The following is a 25615-nucleotide window of genomic DNA, read 5'->3' as shown; positions in this document are numbered from 1 at the left end:
GACTTCGTTTCCGTTGACGTCCGGCTAGAAACAGCTCTATCGGCCTCCTGTTGTCGTCTGAAGATGCGTGCGACGATCATGATAACCTCCGTCGTGGACGTTCCCTTTTCCATTTCGGCCCTGATACGGGCCATAACGAGCCGGTGATTGTCGGTCATGCTCTGACACCCGTCATCGCCATGCCTATCGCCTTGACAATGTCGGCCGAAATCGACGGCTTCGAGAGCCAATATCCCCTTGCGAAAGCCGGTTCCTCTTCCACTAGGGAATGGTCGTCGCCCGAGTGGACGACGAAGGGTATTTTGCTCTCGGCCAGCAGCCACACCTCGGCGTTGCAGAAGCAATCGCGAAGACCGGGATCGATGATCACGACGACCGGTGCCCTTGGCCAGCCAGGTGGCGGCGTCGCCGGACGACAATATGTTCCGCACGACATTAACCGGCCTCGTTGAGGACGTCTTCGACGTCGAGCGCAATCGTTGGCTCGTCCCTCAAGCAGCAGGACGGTGCCTGCGCTGCACTGCAACTGCTGATGCATCGATTAAACTGACTGGCACACGGTGCCTGCTGGGAAACGTTCGCACGACGCATGGGACGCCGTCGTTAAGTCAGCATTCAACCGCCTCGGTGCACCCCATCGGTGCGGGGAGGCAAGCTCGAAAGACCGCTTTCGATCTTCTCTCGGCCACCGGAGGATGCTCGATCAAATGCACGGTACCGGACATTGCTTTGAATGTCACTGACAATCGGTCGAGCAACCACCCTGCTAGCGTCCTGCGCCGCCGTGGAGGACGTTCACCTTACGACGACCGTCGTCGTATTGGCGAAGGCCCAGGAGCGCCACACCGCGAGCTTGGCATCTTGTTAAGAGCCGCGTTCGTGTCGCGTGTCCCACGACAGCAATCAGTACGGGAAACACCATCCACCGACCGATTAGATCTTAGAAAGCCGGGCTGGAATATGGGGCTGCATGCGCCCCCCGGTACAATAGGGTGCGCCCCTCTTCTTTCGCATTCTGGGATTGACGCCGCGCCGCAATCAGCTGATGGCTGCCTCCGGAGGCTTCCTGCTCCCGGTTCCTATTCGGCTGGCTGCAAGGGGCGCTCGTGCTCCCCTTCCGGGCTGCTGTTTGGCTTCCCAAATTCGAGCGTGTGTTTTCTGATTTTGTCGATAGCTATCGCCTGTTCTCTGTAATGAGGGCTTAGTTCGCCTGTCCATCTCGGCAAACACTACGATTCACTGGCCAATCTGGCGGAAGTCACATTGAGACGGGCTCTTGTCCGGCCGCCACCGCAAGAACTTGGTGCCATGTCGGAAACGATGTCCCGTCACCTGGTCAAAGCGCACTTCGACAACAAGCTCCGGTTTCAGCGGCTGCCAGTCGGATGAACGCTCGGTGCTCCACCGACTCGGTCCGCCGGGTGCCTTACCCGTGAATCCCGGCGGCTCGCGCAATGCCTCCAGCCGCCTTGTCAGTTCTGGCTTCTCTGCATCCAAAATGGCTGACGTGAAGCCCACGTGGTCGAGCTCGCCATTATCATTGTAAAGTCCGAGCAGAAGCGAACCCACTAGGTGACTATCATTCCCGTAGCGAAATCCACCGACCACACAGTCGGCGGTACGCACTCGCTTGACTTTTACCATTGCCCGTTCACCAGGGCGATAGGGCTCATCCAGCCGTTTGCAAACAACGCCATCGGTGTCGCCGCCGGATCCTGAAAGCCAGCTCGCAGCTTCCTCACGATTGCGCGTGAACGGGGATACCACGAACTGACGGGGATTAGTGGGGATTGTCTTGCCAAACTCTTCCAGCCGAGCTCGGCGATCGGCAAGATGCTGATCGAGAAGCAGTACGCCGTCTTTGCCCATGAGCATATCAAAGGCCACAAGCCGCGCTGGCGTCTCGTTAGAAAGCTTGCGAATTCTGCTTTCGGCTGGATGAAGGCGCGCCTGGAGAGCGTCAAAGGACAACCTCCCGTCGATCTCAACGACCAACTCGCCGTCTATGACGAAGCGGTCAACCGGGAGACTGGCCAGGAAGGCGATCAGTTCCGGAAAATAGCGCCCCAGCGGTTTTCCAGACTTTGATCGAAGGTCGACACGGCCGCCACTCCTGAACGCGATGCACCTGAAACCATCCCATTTCGGCTCGAACTGCCAACCCATACCAGTTGGCAGGGCCTCCGCAGACTTGGCCTCCATCGCTTCAATCTCGACCGACATGCCGAGGTTGGCCCGTTTTTCCGCCGACTGTCTTGCCATCACGCCACAACTTTCATCGCTTCACCGTTTGTTGCATCGAAATGTCAAACTTACAGGGCGAGACTGAGCATCTCTGCTAGTCTCTTGGCATTTTTGATTGAATGACCGTCACGATCGTTGTTGAAATACGCCCATATCGTTTTCGCTCCGCTCCTGCTTATGCGCTCGGCCCAAACCATGAGCTCATCGTCAGAATAGTCGTGGCGATACCATTGTTCGATCCCGTGGAACCGAATGTAGATATCATCGGCGGTACATACGAGTTCGTCAGGCAACCGAGGACCGCTGCAAGAGCAAAAGATTGCCCCCGCTGCCTTGAAGGCGTTGAAAACCTCTTGGTTCCACCAGCTTTTGTGACGAAACTCGACGACATTCCTGTGGCGTGAATCAAGCTGCGCCAGAATGGACTGCAGCATGTCCGGATTGTAATGGACGCTCGGCGGCAGCTGAAACAGAAAGCATCCCATCTGCGGGCCGAGAAGATCGGCGATATAGCCGAAATCCTCAATCAGGGTCTTAGTCTTCTCAAACCGCTCGATGTGGGTGATCAGCTCGCAGACCTTGATGGTGTAGACGAAGCCCGGCCCGGCTTGGCGGATCCAGGTCTTGACCGAACTGATGGTCGGCCAGGAATAGAACGGCGCGTTGAGCTCGACTGTCGCGAAATGCTCTTGATAGATCGAGAAATATTGGCCCGGCGAAACATCCGAGGGATAGAAATTCCCTTTCCAATGCCAGTAGTACCACCCGGAGCAGCCGATATGGACGCGACCTAGGAGGCGATCCTCGGGCATTGGTTTGCCAGTCGGAGGAGCGGCAATCCGCACCTGATGCATCTTGGCGGCGCGATTGATGTTGGCCTCGCGCTGCTTCAGCCGCCGTTCAGCGCGTCGCACGCGTCGTGCCGCGATTTCCTCCGCGGTTCGATCCTCGACCCCAGCCGTCATCACGGTTGGCTCGCAGAGGCGTCGGTAGTTTCGCGCAGAGCAAGGACATCATTCATCTTGTGAGATTTCCTCAAGCGCTTCAGTCGCCAAATTGCCCTGATGCTCTATCGCTATGTCGCCGAGTGAGATGATGCCGGAAAGCTCGCCCTCACTGTTGAACACGACGAGCCGGCGCATCTGTAATTCGGCCATTCTCCTCGCAGCCTCAGCAATGTCGTCATCCTCAAGGCAGCTTTCGACCCCCTGCGTCATAACTTCGGAGACAGGCGTGAAACCATCCTTGCGCTCAGCGATGACGCGTATGACGATATCGCGATCAGTGATCATCCCAATGACGAGGTCATCTTCAATCACCGGAATGGCGCCGCTATCTATCTCAGACATCATCCTTGCCACATCTTCGACGGTATCGGTCGGTTTGGCAGCGACCACCTGAGCAGTCATAAATTCTCGTACTTTCATCCAAAATCTCCTGTAGGTTGCGTTCTCGGTTCGCTGGCGATGCGTCGAGCCATTGGCGACAGTAATGCCCGCCGAAGCGGCTTGCGATCGCTCTGTTACTTTGAGTTATTGTGGCTTTGTTCGCCCGCTTTTACGTGCTGCTCGTGCGAGCCACCCTGCTTGCCTGACGACGAGCTTGAGCTTTCCTTCGAGGACGCACTCTTGGCGCCACCAGACTTGCTACCGGCTTTGCTGCCGTGCGATCCCCTTGTCGATGCCATGATTTTATTTCCTCCATGAGAGATCGGATTGATCTCGGAGCACTAACCCGGGCAAGAGCACAGTGTTCCTTCGGGCTGAAAGTCACCACACGGTGTGCGACGATCGGAATAGACAAGCGACCAGATCTTCAAGTGAATGTCGCCATTGCCGGTCAGCGTGCTGAAGACCAGGCGGCGGATGAACTCGGCCACATCAGCCGTGCCCGTCTCGATTCCCAGAACACGACTGATCATTCGGGCGCTGTAGGCCGACGTCGTTCTTGTCAGCCGTAAAGCGTGCAACGACGAGGAACTGCAGAAACGCGTCATGGATGGCGCTTTGTTCGATACGCCGACGCCGGTCATCATCAACCGCGGAAGGCGGCCGCTCTCGCCCAATTACAAATCGATAGTGCTGGCATATCGGCGCCTGGCTCTCCTCCATTCACCCGCTTTCGCGAGAGCGGATCGACCATCGTGACGGTGACGCGAGACATGATCGAGCCGAGCAGCATGCCAATATTCATGGCGCACTGAGGGGACGCCGTGGATAGCGGCTGATGCAATCGTCGGTGATAGACTGCTGCAGGTTCTGCACGACTGGACGCGGCATTTCCTGGCTTGTGCCTCCACTACCCGCAGAACGCTATCTCGGTACGAGCATGCAATCCTTCCTCAACTTCCGAGCGTTTAAAAGGGCTCGATGACGACAGCCCGAACGCGACGGCTGTCATGGTGCGTCCGGCCCGTTGTGTCAGCAAGGTCAAAACTAGCTGGATCGTCAAGAGCCTCCGGCTGCGATATCCCGGACGATCTTTGAACAGCCGCCTTATATAACCTGAAGTGTCAAATTAAGTGTGGTGCTGATCCACAGTGGACGTGCTACGCTATGCCAGAGCGTCCGTTTAGGTCTCCGTTGGCGGCGTTCCTGCCGAGTGATGGCTCGCTGAGCGAGTTTTCGGCCCCTGAGGGCCATTTCCATGTCAAGAGAACCGATTGCTCATTTTGAAGCGGCGAGCACGCTTGCCATAGTGGTCTCGTCGAACGAGCCGCTGCTTTTCCTGTCCGCAGACCAAAAGGTTATTGCAGCCAGTGCATCGTTCTGCCGGACCTTTGAGATCAATCCCGCGACAATTCCCGGCAGGGCGCTCAGTGAGCTCGGAGACGGCGAATGGGCAATGCCGAAGCTTGCCTCGCTGCTAAAGGCGACCGCCTCCGGCAGTGCCAGGATAGAAGCCTACGAGATCGACCTCAAACGGTTTGAGCGGAAGACACGACAGTTGATCGTCAATGCGCAGGTTCTGGACGACGGCAACAAGGACCATATCCGACTGCTGGTGGCGATCACCGACGTGGCCGATGCACGAGCCTAAGAGAAACAGAAAGACGACTTGGTCCGGGAGAAGGCAATCCTCGTTCAGGAAGTTCAGCACCGGGTGGCAAACAGTGTTCAGATTATCGCGAGCGTTCTCATGCAGAGTGCGCGTCGGGTGCAGTCAGAGGAAGCTCGTGGACATCTTCACAACGCCCATAACCGGGTTATGTCGATCGCAGCGGTGCAACGACAACTCTCAACATCATCTGTCGGCATCGTCGAGCTTCGCAGCTATTTCACGCAACTTGGCGAGAGCATTGGCGCTTCGATGATTGCCGATGAGGACCGGCTCTCTATCGCCGTCACCGTCGATGATAGCGCCGTTGAAGCTGACGTATCCGTCAGCCTGGGACTGATCGTCACGGAATTAGTGATTAATGCCCTGAAGCACGCCTTCCCGAAACAGGAGACGGGCAGGATTGTGATCGATTATCGCTCGGAGGCCAATGACTGGATCCTAACCGTCTCTGACAACGGCGTCGGCATGCCAGCAGGCAGCGCTACACCCAAGGCCGGCCTTGGCACTGGCATCGTCGAAGCGCTGGCAAGGAATTTGCAGAGCGAGATAAAGCTGTCTGATGCCAATCCCGGAACTGTCGTTACTATCAGTCACCGCGGCGGCGCCGACCGCCGAACCAGGATCCCGGCCGCGGCATAAAAACCGATCACTCACTGAACGCTAACCGCCCGGACTTTCCAGGCTCACACAGAAATCGAGTGGCATATGTTGAATGGCAAGGCAGTCGTGCTGGTGGTCGAAGACACCGCAATTCTTCGGATGGAAGCCGTCGACCTGGTGCAATCTGCAGGCTACGAGGCGCTTGAAGCAAACAGCGCCGACGAGGCAATTCGCATCCTGGAATCGAGAGCCGATATCGACCTGGTATTCACCGACGTGCAGATGCCGGGGACGATGGATGGTATCAAGCTATCCCACTACATCCGCAATCGATGGCCGCCGGTGAAGTTGATCGTGGTTTCCGGCATGGAGATCCTCGAAGAGAGTAGCCTTCCCGAGGGAAGCCGGTTTTCCCAAAGCCCTACACCAATCATGCTATAGCAGATGCAATGGCCCGCACGCTTCGAGTGACTCCAAGATTCCCAACGCATAAGGAGCCGCCTCACCTGCCGAAGCTGTCTTGTGCTTAATTCGTCTATGGCTGGTGAAAAAAGAAACTGGCGGGGAGCAACGCAGGCATGTCAATTCAGCGTACGAGCTTTTACGTTCTTCTGGCAGTTGTGACGATCGCGTTCATCTGGCTGCTCATTCCCTATTATAGCGCTGTCTTCTGGGCCGTCATCCTCGCAATCATTTTCTTTCCAGTGCATAAGCGGCTGGAGCATTTGTTAGGCGGCCGCCGCGGCATTGCCGCCCTGCTGACGGTGCTGATGTGCATATGCCTCGTGATCGTGCCTGCAATGATCATTCTAGGTTCACTTATCCAGGAAGGAACCAGCCTGTACCAACGTATCAGCAGCAACGAAATTGATCTCAACGGATCTCTGGTCCGGATCCAGAATGCCCTGCCGCCCTTTATAGACAACTGGCTGACCTCATTGAAGCTCGGCGGGTTTCCCGAATTGGGCACGAACATTTCGTCTGCCGCCGTACAGGCGAGCCGGTCGATCGGCGGCAGCGTGCTCAGCTTTGGTCAAAATACCCTGCAGTTGTTCATCAGCTTCGGCATCATGCTTTACCTGCTTTTCTTCCTGTTCAGAGATGGCGCTGACCTCAGCGGCAAAGTCCGGCATGCCATCCCGCTCAGCGACGATTACACGCGGCAGTTTCTCGACAAGTTTTCCGCAGTGGTGCGCGCTACCGTAAAGGGAAACGTCATCATAGCGATCATCCAGGGCACGATCGGCGGCGTGGCATTTTGGGCTCTTGGTGTAGAGGCTGCTCTGTTGTGGGGTGTGACGATGACGTTCCTATCGATGCTTCCTGCAATCGGAGCCGCACTTGTATGGGGTCCGGCTGCCATCTGGTTGGTCCTCACAGGTGCCTGGCTGAAAGCATCGATCCTGGTCCTCGTCGGCATCTTCGTTATCGGGCTGGTCGATAATCTGCTGCGCCCACCGTTGGTGGGAAAGGGAACGCGGCTGCCCGATTACGTGGTGCTGATCTCGACAGTCGGCGGCATCTCCCTCTTCGGTATCAACGGCTTCGTCATCGGCCCCTTGATCGCGGCTTTGTTCATCGCCGCATGGTCGATTTTCGCCGAACAGCGCAATGCTGACCGATCAATGGCAAAACTATTGAATGAGGGTTCACCGACCGCCCGGCACTTGGCACGACGAGAGTGATGAAGGCTGGTGATCGGACGAGCTTGCGAGCCTGTCCGATAGATCTGGCGGCGGTTCGCCTCCACGCTGACGCCCGGCAACTGGGACCAGTAATCACAATCCGCGGCGCCATCGCAGATCGAAAACATCGTCGTCACGATCGGCGACGCGCTGAACCGGGTTGCGTAAGAGCTTGATGCGGGCCGATGACCAGCCCGCACCACAGCCACACGACCGGAGAAAAGGTGATAGCACCTCCGCGCCGGTGCGCCGACTAAACCGGCCCGGCAAATGCCCGGCCCCGAAAAATTAGGCGGGGTCTTAGCTCGTTTCCTGCCGAGCAAGTTTGAGACGGCGGCCCTCGCCTCGTGCCCCAGATCGCCATCCGCCTACATGCTCGCCTTGGACGGTTAGAACCGGCGACCTTTGTTATCGATCAGGCGCATCAAATCCAAAATACTCGGCAATGGTCGTTGATGAGATCGGCTCCATGGCGGACGCGGTGGAAGTGTTTCGGCAGGCAGCAATTGAAAACACCAAGCTTCAGCGCGAAGCCCAGGCCTCGCGCGAGGAGGCGGAGCAAATGAGAATCTCCACTCAGGAGAAAGCCGAGCGGGAAGCAAGCGAGCGGCTGAAGATTGCCACTTCGGGTTTGGCGGCTGGCTTGGAACGAATGGCGTCGGGCGATCTGGCATTCCAGCTCCTAGAGCCATTTTCTCAAGAGTTCGAGGGCTTGCGCCAGGACTTTAACCAGTCGGTGTTACGTCTGGGCTCCGTGTTGGCCGCCGTCACCAACAGCGTGAACTCTATCGACGCTAGCACCCGCGAGATTTCTTTGGGCGCGCAGGATCTTTCGCGCCGAACCGAACAACAGGCGGCTTCGCTTGAAGAAACCGCAGCGGCTCTGGACGAGATTACGGCGAATGTGGCCGCATCGAGCAAGAGGACCGAGGAGGTACGTTCCTTTGCGACGCAGGCCAATGGAGGTGCGGTCGAGTCGGCGCAAGTTGTAGCTCAAGCGGAGGACGCGATGCAGCGCATAGAAGGCAGCTCTCAACAGATCTCTAACATTATTGGTGTGATCGATGAGATCGCGTTCCAGACAAATCTCCTGGCACTGAATGCGGGAGTGGAAGCGGCACGTGCTGGCGAAGCTGGTAAAGGCTTTGCGGTTGTCGCCCAAGAAGTTCGTGAACTGGCGCAAAGGTCGGCACAGGCGGCGAAAGAGATCAAGGGCCTCATTCGAAACTCAACCGACCAGGTCGGAAGTGGCGTCGTACTGGTGCGGGAAGCTGGAGAGGCTCTCAAAAGCATCGGCAACTACATCGCCGAGATCAACGCACAGATGGACTCGGTGGCGACGTCTTCACGGGAGCAGAATATTGGTCTTGTGGAGGTGAATTCCGCTGTGAATCTCTTGGATCAGACAACACAGCGAAACGCCGCGATGGTTGAGCAATCGACTGCGGCTTCCAATGCCCTGGCCGCCGAGCGACGCGCCTCCGCGAATTGGTCGGTGCTTTTATTGTTCCCTCCGCGCCCACGTCCTCGAATGCGCACGAGCCCGAAAAGCATTTCCGTGCACATAACATCTCATACCTGACACGCGAGAATAGACGGCGGAATGCCTGAATCTCACTGCAACTCCGCCGTCGCCGGCGGAGTGTTCATTTGTGCGTGTCAGCAGTCTGCGTCTTATCAGGCCTCGGTCATCTTCGCCCTAACCTCGTATTCGTAGGGATGGCGCGTCTTGCATGCAACGCATACTGGTTTTTACCTTTCAATTCCGAATTGACGTCATTTTAGACATCAGTTGCTTTCAAACAGGCTAATATGCCCATAATTTGATCGCGCATATTTTTTCATCACAAAATGGCGTGATATACCCCTAATTTGGCTTAAAACGCACTGTGTCAGACATTGTGCGACAACTACGTTTAGCTTGTAATTCTCCCACACCCGCCAAGGGTACCAAACACTTCCAGACCAATCTGGGCGCTGAGCCAGACCCCCTCACACCGGGGAACGGACACGTGCGCGCTAAGACGGAGAACGGCAATGTCAAAGATCAAGACCACCATTATAACCGGCTTCTTGGGCGCAGGCAAAACCACACTGCTAAACCGGATCCTGACTGAGACAGAAAGCGAGCGAGTCGCTGTCATCGTCAATGAATATGGTGAAGTAGGTATCGATGGAAAGCTCGTTGTCAGCACGCAAGACGACGTCGTCGAACTAAATAACGGATGCATATGTTGCACCGTTCGGGACGATCTGATTTCCGCAATCCATGGCCTTCTGCGCTCGGGCCGTCAGATCGACCGTTTCGTCATAGAAACCTCCGGCCTTGCCGACCCTGCGCCGGTCATTCAGTCATTCATATTAGACGAAATGCTGTCTGCAAGACTCCAGCTCGACGCGATCCTTACTGTCGTGGATGCACGTCACATTGAACGCCAGCTAGCACAAGACGAAGCAGTAGAGCAGATAAGCTTCGCTGACCTGATCCTGTTGAACAAAGTCGATCTTGAATCTGAAGAGCACGCTGCGCAGACCGAAAGAACCATCCGTCTCCTCAACCCTCTTGCAAAAATTGTCTGCACAAGCCGATGCAACATCGAACCGCGTGAGATTTTGGATATCGGTGCATTTGACCTCAAGAACATCTTGAACATTGACCCTTTTGTTCTCGATGACCACGAACACGAGCACGATCAGGCCGTATCGTGCGTCGCCTTCAAAGAAACCTCCCCTCTTGATCCGACACTTTTCAATGGGTGGCTTTCTCGACTTACCCAAGAGATCGGACAGGACCTCTTCAGAATGAAGGGGGTCATAAACTTCGCCAACGAAGCTCGCCGCTATGTGTTTCATGGCGTCCACATGACCCTAGAAGGTCGCCCCGGGAAACCGTGGATGTCGGACGAGAGATTGACCGAGATCGTGTTCATCGGCCGCAACCTTGACGAAGCAATGCTCAGACACGGTTTCCTGAGCTGCCGCATGCCCCTCCCCGCACTCGCTTCCTAACCACCGTAACAAGGAGATGATGAAATGCCACCACTTATCGCCGCAATGATCAGCCTGGGCGTACTGGGCGCAATCGATACCTACATCACCGCCACTGTGTTCCCGGTCCCCGTTTGGGTGACGTTCATCGCTTGGGCATCATTCTTCGCCTGTGGCGGGGGCCAGCATGGCTTGGCCAAATCAATCGTCTCGAATTGGACAGGGATCATAATCGCGTCCATCACGCTGCTTGTCATACAATTCGGTCCAGAGCATCCAATCTTTGCCGCCATTCTTGTAGGGGCTGGCACATCGGCGATGGTTCTCGTCTCCGCGATCCCGATCCTGAATTTCCCCCCGGCTATTGTATTCGGATTTGCGTCCTTCGTCGGGACGACAGCAGCGACGGGAACAACCGTCACTACCTCGGGACTGAACCACCCGACCCTTGTAGCGATGGCCGCAATGCTTCTCGGTGGCGTGTTCGGCTTGCTTTCCGAGATCGGTACAAACCTCCTCGCGGCCAAGAAGACCGCCACGGCATAAACTTACCTGCAACCAACGAAAGGGTAATCGAATGAAACTCCAACACTATCTCGGGGGCCTTGAGGGCCTCGGCCCCGTAAGCACCGAGACCCGCGTGTTCGTTGAAGAGTGGGAGACCCGCATTTTCGGTATTCACACCGCGATGATGGCGCTGTCCTCCCAACTTCCGCTTCCTGCGACACCTTCGACCTTCACCACGGTCTGGACCTGGGCCGACCTGCGCAAGGGAGCCGAAAGCCTCAACCCGTTCGACTATTTCAAGTATCGCTACTACGAAAAGTGGCTGGGCGGCATCTCGGGTTATTTTATCGAGCGTGGATACATCACCGCTCAGGAGCTCGATGCGCTCACCGAGGAATACTATGCTGACGCGGCCAAGCCGCTCCCTCAGCGCGAAGAGCGGGCAATTGATGATCGCGTTGTCCGGTATCTGGTTGAAGGGGATAGCCCCAAGCGCGACGTCGCTGTCGAGTTCGATTTCGCCGTTGGTGATCAGGTTTCCATCAAGGATGTGCCTAGCGTCGAGCACACTCGCCTGCCGGGCTTTCTTCGAAATCAGACCGGCGTGATCGAGACCGTCTACCCGGGGGCCTACACTTATCTCTGCGATACCGGCTCGGATGGCATCGGGGCGGCGATGCCGGTCTACTGCGTCAAGTTTGAGCCGGGCGAACTCTGGCCTGACAACGCTGAGCCGAACTTCAGCCTCTACGCGGACCTCTACTCTCACTACGTCGCGGCACCAGAGGCAGTTGCGACTGCTCGAGCAGCCTAACTCGGAACAGACAGAAACCTGGAGAAAACACATGTTAGATCGCTTTCAATACCGAGCCGATCGCGAGGCATATAGCGCCGCGCGGGTCCGCGCGCTCGAAGCCCTCCTGATCCAAAAGGGGGTTATTACCGACAAAACCGTCGATACGGTTCTCGCTTTCTTCGAGACTAAGATGGGGCCTTTCAACGGCGCGAAAATCGTAGCGCGCGCATGGGTCGATCCCTCGTTTAAGGATCGACTGGTTGCAGACACTCCCAAGGCAATCGCCGAACTTAAGCTTCCGGAAGGAATGGCGGGTGCAGAGGGTGAACATATGCGTGCGGTCGCCAATGAGCCGGGCATTCACAATCTCATCATCTGCACACTGTGCTCCTGCTATCCCTGGCCGGTCCTGGGTCTTCCACCGTATTGGTACAAGGATCCGACATTCCGGAGTCGCGCAGCTCGCGAGCCGCGGGCCGTGCTTTCAGAGTTCGGGCTCCCTATCAGCAACGAAGTCGAAGTCAAAGTATGGGATTCCAGTGCTCAGATTCGATGGTTTGTCATTCCGGAGCGGCCGGCAGGGACAGACAATATGTCCGAGCAGGAGCTGGAAGCCCTTGTAACTCCCGAAGCTATGATGGGCGTTGCCATATCCAAGGCAGCCTGAGGACGACCAGATGCTCACTCAGTTCGAACACTTCGCTGTAACCGAGATGATGGGAGAGGCAGACAACCCTCCAAGGGCAAACGGCACCCTCTGCTTTGGCTCTGAATGGGAACGATCGTCCTTCGGAATGGCGTTAGCCCTCGCGAAGCACGGATACTTCGAGTGGGATGACTTCAGAGATGAGCTAATCGCTTCCATCAAGTCTTGGGAGGATGCTCACCCAGACGATCGGTCTTCGTGGAACTACTACGATCAGTTCTTGACGGCTCTCGAAACTGCCGTTGTGAAGGCCGGCATCATCAACCCCGACGAGATCAAGGCCGCTTTGGCGGCCTGATCAACCACCAACTCTCAAAAGTGGAGATTTCCATGTCAGCTTCTACGACCCATTCCGCCACCCGCCCCGCCATTTCCATTGGGGCATCGAGACTCTTGCAATCCGCAGCAGCAGCATTCTTCGGCATTGCTATCGTCGGCTTTGTTGGGTTCTCGCATTTGGAAGCGGTGCACAACGCCGCCCACGATACGCGCCACGCAAACGCATTCCCCTGCCACTAGGAGTTTTGGTGATGCCGCTTTTCAGATCCATCGTATTCGCTTCAGTTCTGGTCGGGCTGATAGTTGGAACAGCAACAACAGCTGTGCAGTTTTTTGGAACCATTCAGCTCATCGCCCAAGCGGAGGTGTACGAGAGAGCTGGCAGCGAGCATCACCACGACGCAGATAGCGTTGCCGAGCCAACGACAGCTCATTCGCATCAACATGAAGAGGCCGCGTGGGAGCCCAGCGACGGCGTTGAAAGGTTGTCCTTCACGCTTGTCGCAAACATTCTGACGTCAATAGGCTACGCTCTCGTGCTTATCGGGCTGGTGGCGCTTCGCGGCAAGCGCGTAACTTGGCGGGAAGGCATCTTCTGGGGACTCGCAGCGTTTGCGTCGGTAATGCTCGCGCCGATGCTGGGTCTGCCGCCAGAGCTACCGGGCACGCCCTCCGCTCCGCTTGATGCTCGTCAGCTGTGGTGGGTGGGCACAGCCGTTGCGACGGCGGCCGGGATCGCCCTAATCGCATTCAACAGAACGGCGTGGGCCGCGGTGCTCGCCACTATTATGATCGCTCTCCCGCACCTGATCGGAGCACCAGTTGCACCAGAGGGTGAGCATGGTCTTGCTCCTGCTGCACTTGAGCAGCAGTTCATCGCGGCCGCCGTGATTACAAGCTTCCTTTTCTGGGTCATGCTCGGCTCGTTAGGCGCAGCAGTCTACGGTCGGTTTGGAGTGGAGAAGTGACCCTGCAATGGGTCCACGACCTCGACGCTCTGCAGTTTCCCGCCCCCAACGGCGGGATCTGCTTCATTCACCGCCGTGCTTTTCGCGCTGTCTTTGGTCGCGAGCCGCAGCCAGCGGATTGCCTTGCCTTCGTACGGCAACACGCGGTGGAAATCGAGGACGCAGCTACGGAAAGACTTGCGGAGCTTACTATCGGCTACGGAAAAAACTATCATCTGAATAGTCGCCATATCCGAAGAACAACCATCTGGCGCGCGGCTTGCATGTCAAAAGTATCACATTCCCCAATGGAAAGGTCTGAACCATGCGGATAGTCATCCTCTCTCCCCCGGGAGTTCAGTCTCTCGATATCGTCGGGCCGGCCGAGGTCTTTTGGGAGGCCGCGAGGCGGCTTGGTGACATGACGAAGTACGACATTCAAATAATGTCGACGGGCGGGCCATCGATCAGCGGGACGGGCCAACTAAGGTTTGTTGCGGACTGTACAATATTTGATGACGATGAACCGATCGATACGCTCCTCGTAGCGGGAGACCCTTCGTTTCAGGCAATCGATCCGCAAGTGATCATTTGGTTGCGCCGCCGCGTTCCGACTGTTCGACGTTTCGGCTCGATATGCACGGGTGTCTTCCTCCTGGCTGCCGCAGGCTTACTAGACGGGAAGCGCGTTACGACACACTGGGAGTGTGCACCAAAGTTCAGCCGCGATTTCCCGGATATCGAGATGGACGCAGATGCCATCTATATTCGCGACGGTTCGCTTATTACCGCGGCAGGAGTCACTGCTGGCATCGATCTCGCCTTGGCACTCGTTGAAGAGGATTACGGTCGAGAGGTCGCGCTAATTGTGGCGCGGTATATGGTGATGTTTATGAAGCGCCCCGGCGGCCAATCACAGTTCAGCGCTCATCTCGTGGGGCAAATGTCGGAAACAACGCTGATCCAGCGAGCTCAGGATTACATCCTGGCAAATTTAGCCACTTCATTATCGATTGAAACGGTAGCGACTAAGGTTGGAATGAGTACTAGAAATTTCGGCCGCGTATTCAGGCAGGAACTTGGCATAACGCCGATCGATTTCATCACTGCAGCGAGAACCGATGCAGCGAGGAGACTGTTGGAGGACACCAACCAGCCGCTGCAGCGCATTGCGACGGTATCGGGTTTTGGAGACGTGCACGCAATGCGTCGGGCATTCGCTAAGACAATCGGCGTGAGCCCAAACGAATACCGCTCGAGGTTTCAACCGGCCACGTCATGGAGCAGATCCAAAATTACTGCGGTTAAATCTGAGCTGGAGCACGCAGCCCAGGTTTGACCTCCATGGCGTCAGCGCTCACCGACGCGTCCGCGCCCATCGCGCTTCGCATCGTAGAGCGCTTTGTCGGCGACCGCCAATAATGCGTTGGATGGCCCCTCGTCCGCTGTAGCGATTCCGATACTAAGACCAATCGTGTAAGCGCGCCCTCCAACTGAAAGAGGCTTGCTGAAAGCGGTCAGAAGGTTTGCCGCCGCAGTGCGGGCGATCGCTCTGGCGTTCGAGGCGAGTATTATCGCGACGAATTCGTCTCCGCCAAGGCGTGCCAAGACGCTAGCTTCTGGGAGGTTATTGAACAGCCTCACCGCGGCGATTCTCAGTATTTCATCGCCAACAGCGTGACCATCAGTGTCGTTCACTTCCTTAAAATGGTCGAGATCGATCTGCAAACAGGCCGCACGCTTCCCCGCATGCTCCTTGCTAGTTATAAATCGCTCCAGATACCGGCGGTTCGGCAGATTTGTTAGCGGGTCGTGGAGCACCAATCGCTCCATCTCATAATGTGCTGCTTCCAATCTCTCGTTTTGCGCCTTCGCGCGCAGGGCCGATGCTCGTAGCTCTTCCTGAATCGCCACGTCTTCCGTGACGTCCCAATTGGCTCCGACCATGATCGTTTCGCCACTGGGTAATTGAAATGGCATTCCGCTCACTCGGATATGGCGCGTTTCACCAGCCGGACGTGTTATCCTGAACTGCCCGCTGAGCTTGCGACCTGTCTCAAGCGATGTCGACAAAGCGCTTTCGACAACCGCGATGTCGTCCGTATGGAGGGAGTTCTTGAAGATTTCGTAGGTCGGGCCATCGGTCGCATCCAGCACACCGAACAGTTCACGCATCCGTCGGTCCCAAAGAAGTTCACCCGATCCCGGGCGATATTCCCACACTCCTGCCTCCAACGCTTCCAAGGCTAATTCTAGTCGAAGTGTCAGATGCTCTAGCTGGTTCTCGGTACTTCCCGGAAAGCGGCGGGCGATCTCCTCTCGACGCTCTTCGAAGTTGGTTTTGAAATCGTCGTCGAGAAACTGCACCGCGAGAACTCCGGGTGGGGTCGATTCTTTGTAAAGCTGAGCCATGATATTTCAAGTCGAAATTGGCGAGCCCAAGTTTTCGTGGGCCGTCGCTACGTTGATAACTATGTAAAAGATATGAATTTCACGTTAACTTCGATCTCCGGAAGGCCGGCCCGCCAGACGTGCGATCTCGTCCGCTGTGACAGGCGGACTAAACAAATATCCTTGCAAAACATCGCAGCCGAGCTCCTCAAGTAGGTCGGCGTGCTCGCTGGTCTCAACACCCTCCGCGATTACTTCGATGTTGAGGGCCTTCGCAATCTCGATAAGCGAGGCAAGTAAGGCCCTCTGCGCCCTGTTGGCGACGATTGGAGCGACTAACTTTCGATCAATTTTCAGCCTGTCTGGCTTCAAATCCATCAAGCTAACTATCGAAGCGTGACCCGTGCCAAAATCATCGAGTTCAATCTGAATCCCAAGCCCCCGAATTTTGTCAACAGCTTGCGAAAGCTGCACGTCACGCTCGTCGAAGGAGATGGACTCTAGCAGTTCGAACGATAACACGCCCGCACGGTTCCCGATTGATCCCAATGTTTTTATAAAGTCGTCGTCCTTCAGCCGTTGGGCAGAGATGTTCACGCTTATCCTGGGGATCTGCACCCCGTCGCGTTGCCAGCGATCGAACGTCGCCAAGGCTTTCTCTAAGATCATGCCATCGAGATCTCCCAGCCGCCCCACCTGCTCGGCCGCCGATAGGAATCTGGTCGGAGGTAAAATTCCGTCGTAGGGATGCGACCATCGAGCAAGCGCTTCAGCTCCCAGAATCTTCCTTGTTTTTGCGTCAATCTGCGGCTGAAAGAACGGAACGAACTCAGACCGCTCTAGACCGCTCAGCACCTCCTCGGCAAGCTCCCGCTCATTTACTGCTTTCTCCCTGAGCCGCGGCGAGAAGACAGAGTAGCGACCTCCTCCCCGACGTTTAGCTTCGTACAACGCAATGTCAGCGTCGGAGATGAGCGTTGCTAGGGGCGAGCCAGCATTCTGGAAGGCAATTCCTACGCTTGCACCGAGGCGAAAGCTGCGACGACCGATTCTTATCGGCTCCCGACATGCAGCAACAATCGCCGCCGCGGTAGCAGTGACTTCCCCGCGCTCTGCTTCGCATTTTTGGAGTATGACGAATTCATCTCCGCCTGTGCGCGCAATAATATCCTCGCTGCCACAAATGGTTCTCAGTCGGCCAGCCATTGCTTGAAGCACAGAGTCACCTAGCGCATGGCCACCTGTGTCATTGACCGACTTAAAGCGATCAAGATCGACATGGAGACAAGCGATCGTGTCCTTCGGCGCTATCCGTTTGAAAAGTAGATGTGGGTCAAGCTCAATACTCCGGCGATTTGCCAGCCCCGTGAGTGAGTCATGCAAAGCTTGGAACTCCAGCTCAGCCCTTATCTCCTGAAGTTCCTCATTCTGTTTCCTTGCGCGTTCCTCCGCTAGGCGAGCCTCGCGCTGCGCAAGGACATCACCCGTGATGTCCCAATTTGCGCCGATCAGAATACGCTCGCCGTCCTCAAGAGTGTGGACAATTCCGTGGGCGCGGACATGCCTCAGATTCCCGTCGGCATTGAAGATCCTAAATTCGCCCTTGAGCGGCATATTCCCGGTGAAAGCCGCATTTAGTGCATCCTCGACAAGGGACAGGTCTTCCGGGTGAACCATCGCTCGAAAGTGCTCGTACCCAAGCGTCTCGGCTAACGCTGTTATACCGAAGATCTCGCGCATCCGGTCGTCCCAAACCATTACGCCGTCGAAGGGGTGAAACTCCCACGATCCTACACCCGATGCCTGTAGCGTAAGATCTAGACGCTTTGATAACAGCAGGAGCCGCGCCTCCCGGTCTCTTAGTAAGGTCTCAACCTCGCGGGTTGGAGCGGTTGGAGCGAAGGTTGACGTTGAATTTTGAGCACGTGGATATGCCGGAATAAACTCCGCTGAGGCAACACTCTTTGGCATCTCAATGCTTTCTATTATGAATTTCCAACATCAAGCCCAATCACGCGCATTATGGCCTGTGTCATTTCAAGCCAAAAAATATGGATGACGTGCTAAGGAATAGTGAATCGAATCAGGCTCCAGGGCCAAATACACGGAAGGCACATGCTTGGAACAAGATTATCCTGACCTAAGATCGGTGCCCGCCAGGCGACGTCTCGAAGCTGACGCTGTCTTGACCAGGCTTCGCGTCGCGGTGCCGTTTGACTATATTTGGATCTGCGGTTTGGATATTCCGGGCTACGAGGCCGGTACCGCGAAGTCCGTTGATACTGATTTTCCTCCGCTTTTCGTCGAGAAGTACGTGCTTGGGCACTTTAATGATAAGGACCCACTCATTCTCGCCGCGGCTGAAACACGACGTTCGGTCACCGATTTGCAAGCGTATAAGCTTCATGAGTCTCCGCCTGGCCTCCAATCACTCCTAGCTGACTTCGGAATTTTCGCTCGCGCCATTGTCCCCATCGAACGTCAAGGCGGTCCGTTTGGCGCAGTAATCGTGGCACGCAGCAATGCTTTTGCTTCTGACGAGATGGAATATCTCGAGTTCGTTTCACCAGTCCTGCATGGAAGAATTACACGCTCGCTGATGCGCAAATATGGAGCAGATCAACTGAGGTTATCGCCGACGGAGCTAAGGTGCCTCGCGCTGTCTGAGAAAGGCATGACGAGCGAAGAAATCGCAAACGGGTTCGGCCTGCTTCCACAGACCGTAAACGGTCATTTCCTTGCAGCAGCAAAGAAACTTGGCGCAAGTAATCGAGTACAGGCGGTCGCTATCGCGATTAGGCGAGGCCTCATTTAGCGTAAGGGAGCGGACAGCTCATTCACGATGGTGTGAGCGTCCTTACATTGGAATCCTTGGTATCGACGTCGGGACTCCGATTACCCGCGAAGGGTCCGTGGAATACGAGAGGCTACCGCTCAGGACCAAGGTGAAGCCTGCCTTTTGTTTTGAATTGGTATTTGCAGACACTATATGCGGCCGTTCAGATAACGCCTAATCTACAAGCTTTAGCAACTGCTTGCATACGATTGACGACGTCCATTTTCCTCATTGCACTCTTCATATAGCCGTTGACCGTATGCGCTGATATTCTCAGTATGGCCGCGGTTTCGAAACTGCTTTTTCCTGCAGCTGCCCAACCGAGGCATTCGATCTCACGCATCGACAAATGGTCGACCGACCCGATGTTTGATTGAGCGGCTAATTCTTCAATTATCCTGATAGTGTCGAAAAGTACCCTGAGAGCATCAGGCTCCCAACCCTCCTCCGCTTCCCTTGAAAAGAAAAACAGGAAACGTCGGCCCTCATGATCGCACAAGGTGAAGGCGAGCGTCGCGGCGATACCACGGCGCGCGAAAACCTTGCGCAGCGGGTCAGAAGATCGGCTGCCATCCACTGGAAAAATTATGTTGCTTCCGAAGAGTGGAAGGATTGTGCGCCGGGCGCGACTTACGAACTCACTTCTTCCCAAGTAGCCAGCAACTACATATTCTTTGAATATATCTGCTGGCCAATTTGTGCATATCAGGCCGTTCTCGAGTGGGCGCAGATCGGCCTCAGGAAAGTGAGCGGCGAGGTAATCCGCCCTCTTTCGCGACCCTCGCTAACGAGATCTCAAACATTTCCTTGGGATGGGACTCGGAAACGCCGTTTTTTTGACCGGCGGCCAGATCAGTCGCCAGGCGAGCATTAGAAGAGATTAGCAAATGAAGACCCCGTTCGACCAAGTCACAAGCATGACGGTTATCATGCTTCATTTTTGATTACATTGCGGCTATTAGGTCAAGCACAAAGGAGACCCGGAATGAGATATCCAGCACACGAGACCGAAGAGAAGCACCAGCGCATTCTAGAAGAAGCTGGACGCGCTTTCAGGTCCAAAGGTTTTGACGGCGTTTCGATCAACGACATAATGAAAGCCACCGGTTTGACGCACGGGCCGTTCTATAACCACTTCCCTTCAAAGGCGTCTCTTGCTCGTGAGGTTATCGCAAGGACCACTGCTCAGCTTCAGCAGACCCTGAAGTCCCTGGCGGCGAGTGGCGGAAATTCGCAGATATACGAATACTATGTCTCGGCCGATCACCGTGATGAGCCCCAGAATGGCTGCGTGCTTGCGGCTTGCGGCCCGGAAATTGCCCGAGACACTGATTTTCGCGAGATTGCTGCTGAACACATCGACAAAGTAGTCGAGCAACTTGCCTCCGGGATTAAATCTGATAGCCCTGAAGAAGCAAGACAGGGGGCGATTACGCAGTTCGCGACAATGGTCGGTTCGGTGGTGTTGGCCAGGGCCTGCTCGGGCCATCAGCTCTCCGATGAATTGCTGGCTAATGTCCTTCGATCCTTGGGAAGCCCTCTCCAAGAAACAAAAAAACGCCGAACTGCAGCTACAGAGACTTGAACTAAATCCAAAATAAGGCTCAAACATGATGGGCATCATGCTTGAGTCGATAGGACTTTTTGAGAGATCCGTTCGACGTCTGAGGTTCATAATGAGAAAGCCGAGGATACAATGACGGTGGTTGGACAGGTTAATAAGGCGGCTGCGAGCACAACTAACGGCACCGGGAACACGGGGAATACAACTGACCCAACTTCGCAGGCCGGAAGTAAGACGGCCAGCGATAAGGCTATGTTGAATTACGATAGCTTCCTCCAACTTCTAATCGCACAGCTAAAGAACCAGGATCCCACTGCTCCTTCCGATCCGGCGCAGCAGCTAGCTCAGCTTGCTAGTTTTTCGCAGGTCGAACAGACAATCCAATCGAACCAGAAGCTTGACAGTCTGCTCACCCAGAGCAGCCTGCAGATCGCACAGAGCTATATAGGAAAGTATGTCCAGACATCTGGTGACAATCCGGTTTCTGGCACAGTGGCGTCGGTGAAGGTATACAGTGATGGCCTTATCGCGACCTTGGACAACGGAAAGCAGGTCTTGGTCGGTCCAGGGGTTACAATTAGCGACGCGCCGCCTAAGACCAACACACCCAGCTGATAGGTGCCCGCCGGCAGGACCGGCGGGGTATCGCATCTCACTACTCACCCTTGAAGTCGAAGGTCGGTCTCGGCTTTCCAGCCTTGAAAAGCTCGACTGATGTCGGCAGCGCTTTTAGAACGTCAGCGGTCTTGAAGAGAGGCATTGCGATATCGAACATGGCCTCGTCCGCGACAGCAAGGCCTCCGTTAGCCCATATCCTCAGCAATGCCTTGTGGGCAGCGTGTGCCTTTGTTGGTCCTCCAGCGATGCGTCTAGCGAAAGCGTCCACTTCGGCATCAAGCCTGGCGGCTTCCACCACGCGATTGACAACGCCGTAATGCGCCATCGTCTCCGCCGGGACTTGTTCGGATGTCAAAGCCCACTCCATAGCCTTCGCCCGACCGGCTTTTTCGGCTACCCTGTATACACCTCCGAGGAGCGTGACGATTCCGAGAGATTGCTCTGGGTGTCCAAATCTAGCGTCCTCTGAAGCAAAAACCACATCGGCACGAACAGCCAACTCAAGGCCGCCGCCAAAGCACAGTCCGCGAACAGCCGCAATCGTCGGAATGGACAATCGCTCAAACTTGTTAAATGCATTGAGATATCCCTCGAACAGCGTTCTCAGTTCACGCTCGTTCAAGTCGACCCATGGAACGATGTCGCCTCCGAAGCTGAAGTCAGGACCATCGGCGGCAATGATAAGAGCACGAGCATTACTGTCGCTGATTATCGTGATAGCATCGGAGAACTCTTCCAGCATTTGCGGAGAAAGGCGATTTTGAGGAGGGTTCTGAAGGACGATGCGGGCAACGCCTTTGTCGATGTCGTAGCGCAGATGGCTCATTAGCTTTCTCCCTTGCTGTTCAGATGTTCCTTGAACCAAGCGACGGCGGCGGTACTCGCGGCTGGGAATTGCCCCAGATACGGATCGAAGTGGCCGCCTGGGATTGTCATAAGCCTCTTCGGCTGCAGCGCTCTTTCATATGCAGTCAAGGCAAGGTCGGTAACGGTAATCGTGTCGTTCATCGCGACAACCATTAGCAACGGCGTGGGTGAGACGCGCCCAACCCAAGTCCCCGGCTCATACATACGTGCAGAGCGTGTCGACCTCACGGTGACATTGTTTTCCCAAGCCCCTCTCGGCACTGGTTGAGTATAAAAAGAAATCGCGTCGGTGGTCCGGTAAGAAGCAGCGATCGACGGATCATCACTAACGATGGCTTGTCGTCGCGGCGGAAATCCCGCAAGCTGACCACGCTCATCTTCTGAGAAAAGCTCTTCGAGCTTGGGGATACCATCTGGGGGAATACGCCTTAGTCCCTGCTCATATCCGCTAATCGTAGGAACCTGGGAGACGACAGCTTTCACACGGCGATCGGTAGCGCCAAGAACGAGCACGTGACCGCCGGCGTAGCTTGTACCCCAGATGCCAATTCGATCTGGATCGACTTCTGGCCGCGACTCGAGGAACGAAATGGCGCGACGCCAATCGGCAATCTGCCGCCAGGGATCGACGTCGTGGCGAAGATCACCTCCACTTGCGCCAAATCCTCTGTGATCATGAAGCAGCACGACGAACCCAGCATCGGCAAAGGCCTTCGCAAACGGCTCTAGTCCCTGCTCTTTAATTCCCGCATATCCGTGTGCCATGGATATCGCGGGCAATCTTCCTTGAATTCCGTTGGGCAGGAAGAGCCAGCCAGCCAAGGTAACGCCGCCCTCGGCGGCAAATTCCACATTTAGTCTTTCCAAAGCCATTCCTCCAATGGTTATCGAGACGCCCTCTTGAAATTAGGGGCATATAAGACTTATAACTGGGCAGCCGTTCTAGCAAACGGTTTTTGGAAAACGTTTCTCGGGAGGAGAACATGACCAAGGAAACGACCGCCCGCATTCCGTTCAAAAGTACCGGTGCGGGGCCTGTCACTCTGCTGTTTATTCATGGATTTTTGGACTCGGCAGAGGTCTGGAATCCACTAGTGGATTTGCTTTCTGGCGCTGCAGTCTCGATCATAACTACTGATCTGCCCGGCATGGGAGGCCTAAAGGACGATCAATCGAAGATCACTCTTGAGCGATATCGAGATGACATCGCGTCGATCATCGACGTAGTTTCCGGCGATGTAGTCGTTGTAGCGCAAAGCATGGGGAGCCAAATTGCCGAACTGGTGGCAGTCGCCCGTCCCGCGAGAGTTCGTGCGTTATTGCTAGTGACTCCCGTGCCCCTGTCAGGAGTTAACGCACCAGCCGAAGTGGTGAGCGACTTCTACGCTTTGGGCGGGAATAAGGACGCTCAGCGCAATGTCAGAGCTTACCTATCGCGGAACTTGACATCCGAGAAACTCGACGCGCTTAACAAGCTCGGCGAGGACGTGTCTGCAAACAATGTCTCGTCTCTCGTAGACCTTTGGAACGATGGGCTATCAACGACGGAACCAACCAGTACTTTTGCGGGACCCGTCTTAATTGTCCGCGGCGAAAGCGACCCGTTCATAGACGCCAAAATGGCCGACCGGGTAGCCGCGCGATTCCAGAGTCAACGACAGGTCTCCGTCCCAGGTGCCGGACATTGGCTACACTACGAAAAGCCTCAGGCTGTCGCGGACCTAATCCAAGACCTGATCAAAGTGGTGGGCTCTTCGTCAGGCGCGAGCGACTGGAAAGGCGCCTTTGCTCAAAAGTCCTCGTCTGCATTCGCCGACGCGTTTGATCAGAACGTGGCTCTAGAGGCAGCAACTCTCTATAAGCCGGTTGTCGGTCGCGACGACGTTAAGAACGTTATGGAAGCGGCAAGTCAAATCTACGAGTCGCTTGAGTTTACGGAGCAGTCTACAGGACCGGGACGCCAGTATCTGGAATGGCGAGCAACCGCGTTCGGCGGGGTGCCAATATCCGGGGTTACAGTCATCACGCGTAACCAAGATGGCCGAATCGCAAATATTGCAATTCACCATCGACCGCTTGCCGCCGCCCTCAAGTTTTCGAACGAACTTGGACTTCGATTGAGAGGTAAAGTGTCCGAGGAGCATTTTGCCGCATCCCCAGTTATCACTGCTTAAGGAGGAACCAATGATCATTGACGCGGACTCGCTCGATGCCACGCAAGCTTACAAGCTCTTGATCGCAACCATTGTGCCACGCGCAATCGGCTGGCTTAGCACCATCTCAACGGCGGGCGTTCCCAACCTTGCGCCGTTTTCGTTCTTTACGGTTGTCGGAAGGAAGCCGCCAGTGCTGTCAATCAGCATGCAGCCCAAATCAGACGGCGTGACCCTCAAGGACAGCTTCGTTAACATCCGTGACACAGGGGAGTTTGTAGCGAACCTGGCCACACTGGAATTGGCCGGGCAGATGCACCGCTCCGCCATCGAACATCCTTCAGATGTAGATGAATTTGAAGCGACGGGGCTTGAAAAGGCTTCGAGTACCATAGTTCGACCTCCTCGCGTGGCCTTGGCTCCTGTGGCGATGGAATGCAAACTTGATCGGATCATCCCCGTCGGCGATTATGACGATCACGTTGTGTGGGGTCGAGTTGTTCGCTTCCATATTCGGGACGACGCCTATCTTGAAGGCGGGAGGGTGGATACCGCCGCGTTGGCGCCAATAGGCCGACTGGCCGCTGAATACACACTGGTCGAGAACGTGTTCACCACGCCTCTGGATGAGGATCTCCTCAGGAAACGGGATGGCGCTCGGATGCATAGGCTCGACGGCAAGCCAGCCGATTGGTCTGCCGTCAACCAGAAGACTTGGTCGGCGTCCGGCAGCGTAGCCGCCGACTAATCCCCCCATTAGTGGTGTTGGCATTTACGCTTTGAATTGTTACTTCTCGCATATATATGGCGACGCTCATCGGCGTCGCCGCTTTTTAGTCAGGACCTGCCATGCCCGCCAAAAAGGCAAAGACAGTTACGGAACCGGATATCCCCTCCTTGTGTAACTGCACTAAAGTGCGTCGCGCGGCTCGAACACTCACCCGCTTTTACGATGAATGTATTGCGGAAAGCGGTGTCAAAATCACCCAATACTCGTTGCTGGGATATCTCAAGCACAGAGGTCCGAAGACGATGCTCGAACTCGCCGATCTCATGGCAATGGATCGGGCAACTGTGGGCCATAACCTTCGCCCTCTAGAGCGCGATGGGCTTGTAACCATAGAAGTTAGCGAAAAAGACAAGCGGGCGCGTATCGTGAGCGTAACCAAAAAGGGTCTTGAGTGCATCACCGCTGGCAGACCAGGCTGGGACCGCGCGCAGGCTGCGTTTGACCGCGCTTTTGGAGCTGCGGCGGCTGAAAATCTTCGCGAGACCATGGATACCGTAGTGGACGTCGAGCTCGCCTAACGAGCGACACGCCCGTCACTTGCATTATGATATTGACTCGGTCTAGAGAGAGCTTCTGGCAAGGAA

At 55.7% G+C, this 25615-nt stretch carries 24 protein-coding genes and 5 pseudogenes; 18 read left to right on the top strand and 11 right to left on the bottom strand.

The window, feature by feature from the left end:
• Positions 1 to 154 precede the first annotated feature (154 nt).
• The 5 genes and pseudogenes from J2X43_RS16210 to J2X43_RS31115 all read right to left on the bottom strand — a co-directional run.
• Entirely contained in the window at positions 155 to 370 is a 216-nt protein-coding gene (locus J2X43_RS16210) for a hypothetical protein (RefSeq protein WP_112389267.1), read from the bottom strand.
• 866 nt (positions 371 to 1236) lie between these two features.
• Positions 1237 to 2262 (bottom strand): ATP-dependent DNA ligase, encoded by a 1026-nt coding sequence (locus J2X43_RS16205; protein ID WP_112389268.1) that lies wholly within the window; start codon positions 2260 to 2262, stop codon positions 1237 to 1239.
• 50 nt (positions 2263 to 2312) lie between these two features.
• Positions 2313 to 3209 carry a DUF72 domain-containing protein gene (locus J2X43_RS16200; protein ID WP_310295319.1) on the bottom strand — a complete coding sequence of 299 codons (897 nt, stop codon included), beginning with the start codon at positions 3207 to 3209 and terminating at the stop codon, positions 2313 to 2315.
• 48 nt (positions 3210 to 3257) lie between these two features.
• Complete coding sequence (locus tag J2X43_RS16195; protein ID WP_112389269.1) at positions 3258 to 3671, bottom strand: CBS domain-containing protein; 414 nt, start codon at positions 3669 to 3671, stop codon at positions 3258 to 3260.
• A gap of 350 nt (positions 3672 to 4021) precedes the next feature.
• Positions 4022 to 4168: pseudogene (locus tag J2X43_RS31115) on the bottom strand (type II toxin-antitoxin system HipA family toxin); the annotation flags it as partial.
• A 722-nt stretch (positions 4169 to 4890) separates the two neighbouring features.
• On the opposite strand from J2X43_RS31115, the pseudogene J2X43_RS16185 reads away from it, so the two are divergent.
• From J2X43_RS16185 to J2X43_RS16130, 12 genes and pseudogenes are all read left to right on the top strand, one after another.
• A pseudogene (locus tag J2X43_RS16185) lies at positions 4891 to 5943 on the top strand (sensor histidine kinase).
• A gap of 66 nt (positions 5944 to 6009) precedes the next feature.
• A pseudogene (locus J2X43_RS16180) lies at positions 6010 to 6434 on the top strand (response regulator).
• A gap of 48 nt (positions 6435 to 6482) precedes the next feature.
• A complete protein-coding gene (locus J2X43_RS16175; RefSeq protein ID WP_112389271.1) occupies positions 6483 to 7589 on the top strand; it encodes an AI-2E family transporter in 1107 nt (368 codons plus the stop codon).
• Positions 7590 to 8043: 454 nt separating this feature from the next.
• A pseudogene (locus J2X43_RS16170) lies at positions 8044 to 9200 on the top strand (methyl-accepting chemotaxis protein); the annotation flags it as partial.
• A gap of 426 nt (positions 9201 to 9626) precedes the next feature.
• On the top strand, positions 9627 to 10598 hold the full coding sequence (locus J2X43_RS16165) for a GTP-binding protein (protein WP_112389272.1): 972 nt from the start codon (positions 9627 to 9629) through the stop codon (positions 10596 to 10598).
• Between the two features lie 24 nt (positions 10599 to 10622).
• Positions 10623 to 11123 carry a DUF1097 domain-containing protein gene (locus J2X43_RS16160; RefSeq protein ID WP_112389273.1) on the top strand — a complete coding sequence of 167 codons (501 nt, stop codon included), beginning with the start codon at positions 10623 to 10625 and terminating at the stop codon, positions 11121 to 11123.
• Positions 11124 to 11154: 31 nt separating this feature from the next.
• Positions 11155 to 11898 carry a nitrile hydratase subunit beta gene (nthB, locus tag J2X43_RS16155; RefSeq protein WP_112389274.1) on the top strand — a complete coding sequence of 248 codons (744 nt, stop codon included), beginning with the start codon at positions 11155 to 11157 and terminating at the stop codon, positions 11896 to 11898.
• 31 nt (positions 11899 to 11929) lie between these two features.
• Entirely contained in the window at positions 11930 to 12547 is a 618-nt protein-coding gene (nthA, locus tag J2X43_RS16150; protein WP_112389275.1) for a nitrile hydratase subunit alpha, read from the top strand.
• A gap of 10 nt (positions 12548 to 12557) precedes the next feature.
• Positions 12558 to 12884, top strand: a complete 327-nt coding sequence (locus J2X43_RS16145) for a nitrile hydratase accessory protein (protein WP_112389276.1) — start codon at positions 12558 to 12560, stop codon at positions 12882 to 12884.
• Positions 12885 to 12910: 26 nt separating this feature from the next.
• Positions 12911 to 13105 (top strand): CbtB domain-containing protein, encoded by a 195-nt coding sequence (locus J2X43_RS16140; protein ID WP_405049612.1) that lies wholly within the window; start codon positions 12911 to 12913, stop codon positions 13103 to 13105.
• An 11-nt stretch (positions 13106 to 13116) separates the two neighbouring features.
• The gene (locus J2X43_RS16135) at positions 13117 to 13833 is read left to right on the top strand and encodes a CbtA family protein (RefSeq protein ID WP_112389278.1); all 717 of its coding nucleotides are present in this window, start codon (positions 13117 to 13119) and stop codon (positions 13831 to 13833) included.
• A 304-nt stretch (positions 13834 to 14137) separates the two neighbouring features.
• Positions 14138 to 15151: a GlxA family transcriptional regulator gene (locus J2X43_RS16130; RefSeq protein WP_112389279.1), complete on the top strand. Its 1014-nt coding sequence runs from the start codon at positions 14138 to 14140 to the stop codon at positions 15149 to 15151.
• A gap of 11 nt (positions 15152 to 15162) precedes the next feature.
• Here J2X43_RS16130 and J2X43_RS16125 read toward each other — a convergent pair whose 3' ends face one another.
• Together J2X43_RS16125 and J2X43_RS16120 are read right to left on the bottom strand one after the other, a co-directional pair.
• On the bottom strand, positions 15163 to 16224 hold the full coding sequence (locus J2X43_RS16125) for a sensor domain-containing diguanylate cyclase (protein ID WP_112389280.1): 1062 nt from the start codon (positions 16222 to 16224) through the stop codon (positions 15163 to 15165).
• A gap of 84 nt (positions 16225 to 16308) precedes the next feature.
• A complete protein-coding gene (locus J2X43_RS16120; RefSeq protein WP_310295311.1) occupies positions 16309 to 18174 on the bottom strand; it encodes an EAL domain-containing protein in 1866 nt (621 codons plus the stop codon).
• Between the two features lie 148 nt (positions 18175 to 18322).
• Between J2X43_RS16120 and J2X43_RS16115 the strand changes: the two genes are divergently transcribed.
• Positions 18323 to 19018, top strand: a complete 696-nt coding sequence (locus J2X43_RS16115) for a LuxR C-terminal-related transcriptional regulator (protein ID WP_112389282.1) — start codon at positions 18323 to 18325, stop codon at positions 19016 to 19018.
• A 184-nt stretch (positions 19019 to 19202) separates the two neighbouring features.
• On the opposite strand, the gene J2X43_RS16110 is transcribed toward J2X43_RS16115, so the two are convergent.
• On the bottom strand, positions 19203 to 19382 hold the full coding sequence (locus J2X43_RS16110; protein ID WP_310296009.1) for a helix-turn-helix transcriptional regulator: 180 nt from the start codon (positions 19380 to 19382) through the stop codon (positions 19203 to 19205).
• A gap of 108 nt (positions 19383 to 19490) precedes the next feature.
• Positions 19491 to 19790: pseudogene (locus tag J2X43_RS16105) on the bottom strand (autoinducer binding domain-containing protein); the annotation flags it as partial.
• 234 nt (positions 19791 to 20024) lie between these two features.
• Here J2X43_RS16105 and J2X43_RS16100 point away from each other — a divergent pair.
• Both J2X43_RS16100 and flgD read left to right on the top strand, forming a co-directional pair.
• Positions 20025 to 20624: a TetR/AcrR family transcriptional regulator gene (locus tag J2X43_RS16100; RefSeq protein ID WP_112389284.1), complete on the top strand. Its 600-nt coding sequence runs from the start codon at positions 20025 to 20027 to the stop codon at positions 20622 to 20624.
• A 111-nt stretch (positions 20625 to 20735) separates the two neighbouring features.
• Positions 20736 to 21218, top strand: coding sequence for a flagellar hook assembly protein FlgD (gene flgD, locus J2X43_RS16095; RefSeq protein WP_112389285.1), 483 nt, complete (start codon positions 20736 to 20738; stop codon positions 21216 to 21218).
• 40 nt (positions 21219 to 21258) lie between these two features.
• Here flgD and J2X43_RS16090 read toward each other — a convergent pair whose 3' ends face one another.
• Both J2X43_RS16090 and J2X43_RS16085 read right to left on the bottom strand, forming a co-directional pair.
• Positions 21259 to 22047, bottom strand: a complete 789-nt coding sequence (locus J2X43_RS16090) for an enoyl-CoA hydratase/isomerase family protein (RefSeq protein WP_112389286.1) — start codon at positions 22045 to 22047, stop codon at positions 21259 to 21261.
• Positions 22047 to 22955 carry an alpha/beta hydrolase gene (locus tag J2X43_RS16085; RefSeq protein ID WP_310295306.1) on the bottom strand — a complete coding sequence of 303 codons (909 nt, stop codon included), beginning with the start codon at positions 22953 to 22955 and terminating at the stop codon, positions 22047 to 22049. The genes J2X43_RS16090 and J2X43_RS16085 overlap by 1 nt, the downstream gene beginning before the upstream one ends.
• Positions 22956 to 23071: 116 nt before the next feature.
• Between J2X43_RS16085 and J2X43_RS16080 the strand changes: the two genes are divergently transcribed.
• From J2X43_RS16080 to J2X43_RS16070, 3 genes are all read left to right on the top strand, one after another.
• Positions 23072 to 24262: an alpha/beta hydrolase gene (locus J2X43_RS16080; protein ID WP_310295304.1), complete on the top strand. Its 1191-nt coding sequence runs from the start codon at positions 23072 to 23074 to the stop codon at positions 24260 to 24262.
• A 10-nt stretch (positions 24263 to 24272) separates the two neighbouring features.
• A complete protein-coding gene (locus tag J2X43_RS16075; RefSeq protein WP_112389289.1) occupies positions 24273 to 24989 on the top strand; it encodes a flavin reductase family protein in 717 nt (238 codons plus the stop codon).
• A gap of 101 nt (positions 24990 to 25090) precedes the next feature.
• A complete protein-coding gene (locus J2X43_RS16070) occupies positions 25091 to 25549 on the top strand; it encodes a MarR family winged helix-turn-helix transcriptional regulator (protein WP_112389290.1) in 459 nt (152 codons plus the stop codon).
• Positions 25550 to 25615 lie beyond the last annotated feature (66 nt).

The sequence above is a fragment of the Rhizobium sp. BE258 genome (assembly GCF_031457345.1).
Classification (GTDB): Bacteria; Pseudomonadota; Alphaproteobacteria; order Rhizobiales; family Rhizobiaceae; genus Rhizobium.
This window is presented reverse-complemented; position numbering and strand designations above follow the sequence as displayed.

Excerpts from the sequence above, each read along its gene's own strand:
- J2X43_RS16205 (WP_112389268.1), bottom strand. The coding sequence starts at position 2,262 with ATGGCAAGACAGTCGGCGGAAAAACGGGCCAACCTCGGCATGTCGGTC.
- J2X43_RS16200 (WP_310295319.1), bottom strand. The coding sequence starts at position 3,209 with ATGACGGCTGGGGTCGAGGATCGAACCGCGGAGGAAATCGCGGCACGA.
- J2X43_RS16195 (WP_112389269.1), bottom strand. The coding sequence starts at position 3,671 with ATGAAAGTACGAGAATTTATGACTGCTCAGGTGGTCGCTGCCAAACCG.
- J2X43_RS16175 (WP_112389271.1), top strand. The coding sequence starts at position 6,483 with ATGTCAATTCAGCGTACGAGCTTTTACGTTCTTCTGGCAGTTGTGACG.
- J2X43_RS16165 (WP_112389272.1), top strand. The coding sequence starts at position 9,627 with ATGTCAAAGATCAAGACCACCATTATAACCGGCTTCTTGGGCGCAGGC.
- J2X43_RS16160 (WP_112389273.1), top strand. The coding sequence starts at position 10,623 with ATGCCACCACTTATCGCCGCAATGATCAGCCTGGGCGTACTGGGCGCA.
- nthB (WP_112389274.1), top strand. The coding sequence starts at position 11,155 with ATGAAACTCCAACACTATCTCGGGGGCCTTGAGGGCCTCGGCCCCGTA.
- nthA (WP_112389275.1), top strand. The coding sequence starts at position 11,930 with ATGTTAGATCGCTTTCAATACCGAGCCGATCGCGAGGCATATAGCGCC.
- J2X43_RS16145 (WP_112389276.1), top strand. The coding sequence starts at position 12,558 with ATGCTCACTCAGTTCGAACACTTCGCTGTAACCGAGATGATGGGAGAG.
- J2X43_RS16135 (WP_112389278.1), top strand. The coding sequence starts at position 13,117 with ATGCCGCTTTTCAGATCCATCGTATTCGCTTCAGTTCTGGTCGGGCTG.
- J2X43_RS16130 (WP_112389279.1), top strand. The coding sequence starts at position 14,138 with ATGCGGATAGTCATCCTCTCTCCCCCGGGAGTTCAGTCTCTCGATATC.
- J2X43_RS16125 (WP_112389280.1), bottom strand. The coding sequence starts at position 16,224 with ATGGCTCAGCTTTACAAAGAATCGACCCCACCCGGAGTTCTCGCGGTG.
- J2X43_RS16120 (WP_310295311.1), bottom strand. The coding sequence starts at position 18,174 with ATGCCAAAGAGTGTTGCCTCAGCGGAGTTTATTCCGGCATATCCACGT.
- J2X43_RS16110 (WP_310296009.1), bottom strand. The coding sequence starts at position 19,382 with ATGCGTGAGATCGAATGCCTCGGTTGGGCAGCTGCAGGAAAAAGCAGT.
- J2X43_RS16100 (WP_112389284.1), top strand. The coding sequence starts at position 20,025 with ATGAGATATCCAGCACACGAGACCGAAGAGAAGCACCAGCGCATTCTA.
- flgD (WP_112389285.1), top strand. The coding sequence starts at position 20,736 with ATGACGGTGGTTGGACAGGTTAATAAGGCGGCTGCGAGCACAACTAAC.
- J2X43_RS16090 (WP_112389286.1), bottom strand. The coding sequence starts at position 22,047 with ATGAGCCATCTGCGCTACGACATCGACAAAGGCGTTGCCCGCATCGTC.
- J2X43_RS16080 (WP_310295304.1), top strand. The coding sequence starts at position 23,072 with ATGACCAAGGAAACGACCGCCCGCATTCCGTTCAAAAGTACCGGTGCG.
- J2X43_RS16075 (WP_112389289.1), top strand. The coding sequence starts at position 24,273 with ATGATCATTGACGCGGACTCGCTCGATGCCACGCAAGCTTACAAGCTC.
- J2X43_RS16070 (WP_112389290.1), top strand. The coding sequence starts at position 25,091 with ATGCCCGCCAAAAAGGCAAAGACAGTTACGGAACCGGATATCCCCTCC.